At 70.8% G+C, this 6,886-nt stretch carries 7 protein-coding genes; 1 reads left to right on the top strand and 6 read right to left on the bottom strand.

Translation table 11 applies throughout. From position 1 onward, the window contains the following. A partial coding sequence (locus VN520_RS06230) for a LysM peptidoglycan-binding domain-containing M23 family metallopeptidase (protein WP_325745832.1) occupies nt 1-955 on the top strand: 955 nt, incomplete at its 5' end. Here VN520_RS06230 and VN520_RS06235 read toward each other — a convergent pair. From VN520_RS06235 to VN520_RS06260, 6 genes are all read right to left on the bottom strand, one after another. Continuing rightward, nucleotides 925-2,049 carry a DMT family transporter gene (locus tag VN520_RS06235; protein ID WP_325745833.1) on the bottom strand — a complete coding sequence of 375 codons (1,125 nt, stop codon included), beginning with the start codon at nt 2,047-2,049 and terminating at the stop codon, nt 925-927. The genes VN520_RS06230 and VN520_RS06235 overlap by 31 nt on opposite strands. Nucleotides 2,050-2,284: 235 nt before the next feature. Then, nucleotides 2,285-2,740 (bottom strand): ATP-binding protein, encoded by a 456-nt coding sequence (locus tag VN520_RS06240; protein ID WP_325745837.1) that lies wholly within the window; start codon nt 2,738-2,740, stop codon nt 2,285-2,287. A 98-nt stretch (nt 2,741-2,838) separates the two neighbouring features. Then, a complete protein-coding gene (locus VN520_RS06245; protein ID WP_325745834.1) occupies nt 2,839-3,282 on the bottom strand; it encodes a response regulator in 444 nt (147 codons plus the stop codon). After that, a complete protein-coding gene (locus VN520_RS06250; protein ID WP_325745835.1) occupies nt 3,279-4,907 on the bottom strand; it encodes a sensor histidine kinase in 1,629 nt (542 codons plus the stop codon). The genes VN520_RS06245 and VN520_RS06250 overlap by 4 nt, the downstream gene beginning before the upstream one ends. Continuing rightward, nucleotides 4,904-6,154 (bottom strand): fused response regulator/phosphatase, encoded by a 1,251-nt coding sequence (locus VN520_RS06255; RefSeq protein ID WP_325745838.1) that lies wholly within the window; start codon nt 6,152-6,154, stop codon nt 4,904-4,906. The genes VN520_RS06250 and VN520_RS06255 overlap by 4 nt, the downstream gene beginning before the upstream one ends. Nucleotides 6,155-6,280: 126 nt before the next feature. Then, nucleotides 6,281-6,886, bottom strand: a 606-nt coding sequence (locus VN520_RS06260; protein WP_325745836.1) for a SigB/SigF/SigG family RNA polymerase sigma factor, incomplete at its 5' end; no start/stop codon positions are given.

Consider the following 6,886-nt stretch of genomic DNA (forward strand, 5'->3'; position numbering starts at 1 on the left):
GCCGACGTGTTCCGCCCGGGCCGGCCTGGAACAGGGTGGCGACGCGCCGGACCTCGCTCCCCGGCCGGAGCGGCAGGTGGCCGCCCAGACCGGGCAGGACAAGGCACCGGAGGCCGGCTCCGGGAAGAAGAAGGCCCGCGACACCGGAGCGGCGAAGGCATCGCCGGCCGCCGTGCCCGGTCAGCGCGAGTCCTACACCGTGGCGCGCGGCGACTCCCTCTCCGGCATCGCCTCCGCCGAGCGGGTCCAGGGCGGCTGGCAGCAGCTGTACACGGCCAACCGCGCCGTGGTGGGTGCCGACCCCGACCTCATCCTCCCGGGACAGCGGCTGACCCTCGACGTGGCAGGGACGCCGCCGACGGAGCGGAAGGCGGCGCCCAGGACCGCCGCGCCCAAGGCCCCGGAGAAGGCGGCGCCCAGGACCGCCGCTCCGAAGGCCACGGAGAAGGCGGCCCCGAGGACCGCCGCGCCCAAGGCCAAGGAGAAGTCGAAGCCGGCCGCTCCCAGGCAGGCGGCGAAGCCCGCCGCCGAGAAGAAGACGGCCAAACCGCGGTCCGGCCTCACCGCCCCCGTGGCGGCCCGCACCGGAACCCCGTACCGCCAGTCGGGCTCATGGTCCAGCGGCTACCACACAGGCGTCGACTTCCCGGTCCCCACCGGCACCTCCGTCAAGGCCGTGGCCTCAGGGAAGATCGTCTCGGCCGGCTGGGCGGGCGCGTACGGCTACGAGATCGTCATCCGGCACAGCGACGGCAGATACAGCCAGTACGCCCACCTCTCCTCGCTCCACGTGCGCGAGGGCCAGCAGGTCGGCAGCGGCCAGCGGATCGCGCGCTCGGGATCCACAGGCAACAGCACCGGCCCGCACCTGCACTTCGAGATCCGTACCGGCCCCGGCTACGGATCCGACATCGACCCCCTGGCCTACCTCCGGGCCGGTGGCGTCAACGTCTGAACGGCCCTCGCCGCCGGACCCTCCGGGTCACCCCGGCCGGCCTGGTCGGCCGCGGGCCGCCCGCCGCCGAACTCCACGCGCCCGCCGCCGTGGTCCGACGGCAGGGCCAGCGGGAGGGAGAGAGCGGTCGGCCCCGGGAAAGGACCCGGCAGTACCGCCGAGCCCTGGGTAAGCACGGGTCTCGCCGGCCCGGACCGCACCACCGGGCGCGGCACGTCCGGATCCTCGGCGGGCTCCCCGGGCACACGCTCCCCGGACTCCGTCCGCCCCGCTTCCTCCCGTTCCGTGGTCAGCAGCACCAGACCCGCCGCCGCCAGCGCTCCGCAGCCGAGGGCGAGCAGGGTCCCCGTGATGCCGTAGCGGAACTGCTCCCCGAACATGGTGATGCCCACCACGGCCGCCACGACCGGATTGACCACGGTGACCGTCGCCAGTGGCGCCGTCAGCCCGGCGCCCCGGTACGCCGCCTGGGAGAGCAGCAGCCCCGCCGACGCGAGCCCCGCGATGACCAGGAGGGTCGGCAGCCCGGACACGACCGAGCCGGAGGTCCACTCCACCGCAACGGTCTTCGTGAACACCGACGCCATGCCGAAGGCGACACCGGCGCCGACGGCCAGCGCCACGCTGTGCGGCATCGGCCGGTGCAGCCCCTTGGCGAGAACCAGCAGGACCACCACGGCACCGAAGGTCCCGGTCCCGAGCATGAACTGCTCCGGCCCGGCCAGCGTGCGGGATCCCGCGCTCCCCGTGAGAGCCAGCAGCCCGGCCAGGCCGACGGTGGCCATCACGGCGCCGCGCCAGGCGGTCCGCCCCGCCCGGCGCCGGACGAAGACCGCCGCCATCGGCAGCGCGAAGACGATCGTCAGGGCTCCGAGGGGCTGTACGAGGCTGAGCGGCCCGTACGCCAGCGCCACGACGTGCAGCAGCGCTCCCACACCGTTGAGCGCCACCGCCACCCACCAGACGCCGTTGCGCAGCGGTGCGTACGGGCGGCTGTCACCGGCCGCGGCCACGCGCTCCTGGACGATCGCGCCGGCCGCGTAGGCGACCGCGGAGACCAGTGACAGCAGCACGGAGAGCGCGAGGGAACTCATGACACCACGATGTCCCGTCGGAGCCGCCGCGTCGTCGTCCCTGAGGCGGCGATCCGGCGTACTGCTCCAGTAGTACGTCCATCACTCCTGGTCCTCCTCCCGACGGTAGTCCTCCTTGCCCGAAGGCTCAGAACTTCGCCGGGACGGTGACGCCGTGCTGCCGCTCCACTTCACGGGGTGAACGGGACCGCGCCCCTGCCGGGCCGGAGCAGTGCACCGGAGAGCGCGGCGTCGTTCAGGTGCTGAGCATGAACTCGGCACGGATGCGTTTGCCGACGGGCACCCGCTCGGCCGTGAGCCGGTCGCAGAGCGCGACCACGATCTCCATACCGTGACCGCCGAGGCGGGACGGGTCGGGGGAGTAGAGCACGGGGAGCGCCGTGCTGCTGTCGTACACCGTGACGCTGATGCGCCGCGCGTCGCCCTCCAGCTCCAGCAGGTAGGGGCCGTGACTGTAACGGTCCGCGTTGGTGATGAGCTCGCTCACCGCCAGCATCAGGTCGCTGCGGGTGTGCTCGCCGAGGACCGCGAACCACTCGGCCACGAGCCGTGTCAGAAAACGGTCGGCGAGCGCGCGGGCCTGAGCGATGCATCCGGGCTCGCCGTCGAACACCTCGGCGATGAGCAGCACATCGGAGGCCGGAGGCCCCGGAAGGGGGCTGTCCGGCCGTGATGTGGCCTGTTCGTTCATGTGCTCCAGCCAGGGCGCCGCAGGGGAGGTCGTGGACCTCTTCTCGCCGTTCGTGTACCCACGTCGAAAGATCCCACTCGGGGTCATGTCCTCAGATCTTACGCACGCGGAGGGAGCCGGACCACGCTCACGAAGAAGTCGTCGATCTGACGCACCGCCCCGATGAACTGCTCCAGGTCGACCGGCTTGGTGACATAGGCGTTGGCGTGCAGTTTGTAGCTCCGCAGAATGTCCTCCTCGGCCGAGGAAGTGGTGAGGACCACGACCGGGATCAGCGCCATCTCCGGGTCGGTCTTGATCCGCTCGAGCACCTGCCTGCCGTCGTACCTCGGCAGATTCAGGTCGAGGAGCACCAGATCGGGGCGAGGCGCATCGGTGTACTGGCCCTGGCGGTAGAGGAAGTCCAGCGCCTCCTGGCCGTCACGCACCACATGCAGGGTGTTGCGGATCTTGTTGTCCTCGAACGCCTCACGGGTCATCAGCTCATCACCGGGGTCGTCCTCGACCAGCAGGACCTCGATGGGCTTGACGTCGTCGTTCACTGGGTGTCTCCCGACCGGGGGGTGAGCGCGGCGGGGGCGAGCAGCTCCGCCGTGGTGTGGGTGGGTGCTTCAGGCAGGACGGGGAGGGTGAAGTGGAACACCGTGCCCTCTGCCGGCTCCGGATCCAGCCAGATCCGGCCACCGTGGAATTCGATGATCTTGCGGCAGAGCGAGAGACCGATTCCGGTGCCCTCGTACTCGTCCCGGGCATGCAGACGCTGGAAGATGATGAACACCTTGTCGGCGAATTCCGGCGCGATCCCGATGCCGTTGTCGGCGACCGTCAGATGCCAGTTGTCGTCCTCCTGGACGCACCCGACAGTGATCCGGCACGGCACGTCGGCCCGGCGGAACTTGACCGCGTTCCCGATGAGGTTCTGCCACACCATGGTGAGCGAGGTCGAGTCGCCGAGGAGCTCCGGCAACGGATCCTCGCGTACGACGACGGCTCCGGACTCCTCCATGGCCAGGGTGAGATTGGACAGGGACCTGTCCAGGGCGGCACCGAGATCGACGGGCTTCCAGCTCTGCTGCACCCGGCCCACCCGCGAGAAGGTCAGCAGGTCGTTGATGAGCACCTGCATCCGCTTGGCGCCGTCGACCGCGAAGTCGATGTACTGCCGGCCGCGTGCGTCCAGTTCCGAGCCGTAGCGCTTCTCCAGCAGCTGGCAGAAGGAGGCGACCTTCCGCAGCGGTTCCTGGAGGTCGTGCGAGGCGACGTAGGCGAACTGCTCCAGTTCGGAGTTGGACCGGCGCAGCTCCGCCGTCTGCTCGGACAGCAGCGTCTCCCGCTCCTGGGACTCGGCGAGCTCCGCGGCCAGCCGCCGGCGCATGTCCTCGGCCGCGGCGGCCACGGCCCTGACGTCCGACGGACCGCTGACCTCGATCCTGCCGTTGAACGCGCCCGACCTCACCTTGTTCGACGCCGCGGTCAGCGCGCTCAGCGGCCGGCCCACCATGCGGTGCAGCAGCAGGCTGAGCGACACGACCGACAGCACGAAGCCGATGACCAGGGCGAGGAGCACCCGGTCGCGGGTGGTGTGCGCGCTGTCGAGCTCGCCGCGGACACGGTCGCGTGCGTCGTCCAGACGGCTCTGCTGGGTGGTGTAGAGCAGGCGCAACGCGTCGAACTCCGCCTTGCTCCGGGTGAGCGGGGCGGAGGACGCACCGGTGGGCCCGCTCGCCTGCACCGCGGCGATCAGTGGCTCGGCCCGCAGGGTGCGCCACTGCTGGGCGGCCTTCTCGATCCGCTCCAGGTCCGCGCCGTACGGCTGCTCGTCCCCGATCAGCGAACGCACCTGGGCGGCCCGCTCGCGTTCGGCCCGCCTCCCGCTCTCGTAGGGCTCCAGGAACGAGGGGTCACCGGTGAGTGCGAAACCGCGCACCCCGGTCTCCTGGTCGAGGAGCGAGTTCTGCAGCTGGAACGAGGCGGAGCGGGCCGGCTGGATGCGGTCCACCAGATCCGTGGTCCGGTCGGAGATGCGGGAGAGGACGAACCCGCCCACGACGAGGCATCCGCAGACCACCAGCACGAAGCCGGCCAGGATCAGATGGACCCAGTTCTGGACGGACAGCCGCGCTATCCGGCCGCCCCGCCCGTCTGCCGACGGTCCGGTGGTGCTCATGAGTTCGCCTTCCAGCCAAGGTGCAGGACGGCGACGTCATCGGCCAGCCCGCCGTACGGAGAGGCGCTTTCGGTGGCCTCGGCGACCAGCGCGTCGACGAACGCGCGGGGTTCCAGGGCGCCGTATCTGCCGGCCATGGCCAGCAGGCCGTCCTCGCCCAGCCGGGACTTGGGTCCCGTGCGCCCCTCGAACAGGCCGTCGGTGAACAGGACGAGCTCGCTCTCGGGGGAGAGCTCCAGCTCCGTGATCGTCCAGCGGCCGGCGCCGGGCAGCAATCCTAGAGCCATACCCGCTTCGGGCTCCACCCAGCCGACCTCCGGGCCGCGCCGCAGCAGCAGGCCGGGGTGCCCGGCCCGCGCGACGAGCACCCTGTCCCGGCCGGGCGGAAAGACGAGCGTGGTCACGGTGGCGAACACATGGGGGTCGGACCGCTCGGCGACGAGTATCTCCTCCAGGAGACCGGTCGTCTCCAGCTGAGTGACCCCGGTCAGTACGGCCGTGCGCCAGGCGACCCGCAGACAGACCCCCAGGGCGGCCTCGGCGGCACCGTGCCCCGACACATCGCCGATCACCGCGTGCACCGCGCCGTCGGCGGTCTGCACCACGTCGTAGAAGTCGCCGCTCAGCAGCCCGTGGGCGCGCCCGGCCTCGTAGCGGGCGGCCACCTGGAAGCTGTCGTCCAGCAGCAGGGGGATCGGCAGCAGGGCACGCTCCAGACGGGCGTTCTCCTGGGCGATCAGCCGGCTGGTCCGCATGGCCGCCGCCGACCGTTCGGCGTGCTTGCGCTGGAGGGCGTAACGGACCGCGCGGCCCAGGACCTCGGGATCGATCCGGCCCTTCACGAGGTAGTCCTGGGCACCCTGCGCCACTGCGGACAATCCGGTCTTCGACTCGTCCAGGCCCGTCAGCACGATGACCGCCGCGTCGGGGGCGGACTCGACGAGCTGGCGGACGGCGTCGAGGCCGTTCACGTCGGGCAGGTGCAGGTCCAGCAGGACACAGACGGAGGTCCGGCAGCTCAGCAGGAACCGCCGGGCCTCGGCCAGCGTCTTGCACCATGTGAGAGGGGCGTCCAGCTCACTGTCGGTGAGCATCTCCTCGACCAGGAGTGCGTCCCCGGAGTCGTCCTCGACCAGGAGGAGAGCCGCGTCGACGTCCCAGACGGAAGTGTCGCCTGCGGTCAGCACCCGCTGCTGCGGGGGGATCCCGCCCAGCTCCTTCACGCGCGCAGAGGTGTCCAACGGCATCTCGGCCACACTCCACTCCCTCCGACTGACGGCACAGAACGTTCACAGCCGTTTCGGCAGGAAGCATATGTGACCGAGGCCCGGCGCTCGGCCGGGCCTCGGTCATTCAATGTGCGGGTGACTGGATCAAGCCTCGACGCTCATGCCCGCGCGCAGGCGCTGCACGATCCTGCTGAGCAGGCGCGACACGTGCATCTGGGACACGCCCAGCTCCGCGCCGATCTGCGCCTGAGTCATCTCCTGGCCGAAACGCATGCGGACGATCTTCTGTTCCCGCTCGTCCAGCTGCCGCAGCAGCGGAGCCAGGGTGTGCAGATTCTCGACGCTCTCCATCCCGGGGTCCTCCTCACCCAGGAGATCGGCGTAGGCGCGCTGCTCGCTGCCCGATTCGCTGTCGGCGCTCGGGGTGTCCAGCGAGCCCGCCGAGTAGCCGTTGGCTGCGACCAGGCCCTCGATGATCTCCTCCTCGGGGAGATCGAGATGTGCGGCGAGTTCCGCGACCGTCGGGTCGCGGTCGAGCTTGGAGGAGAGGAGTTCCTTGGCCTTCGCCAGTTCGACCCGCAGCTCCTGGAGGCGGCGCGGCACGTGCACGGACCAGGTCGTGTCACGGAAGAACCGCTTGATCTCGCCCACGATGTAGGGCACCGCGAACGTGGCGAACTCCACCTCGCGCGACAGGTCGAAGCGGTCGATCGCCTTGATCAGGCCGATCGTGCCGACCTGGATGATGTC

It is taken from the genome of Streptomyces sp., from assembly GCF_035563135.1.
Classification (GTDB): domain Bacteria; phylum Actinomycetota; class Actinomycetes; order Streptomycetales; family Streptomycetaceae; genus Streptomyces.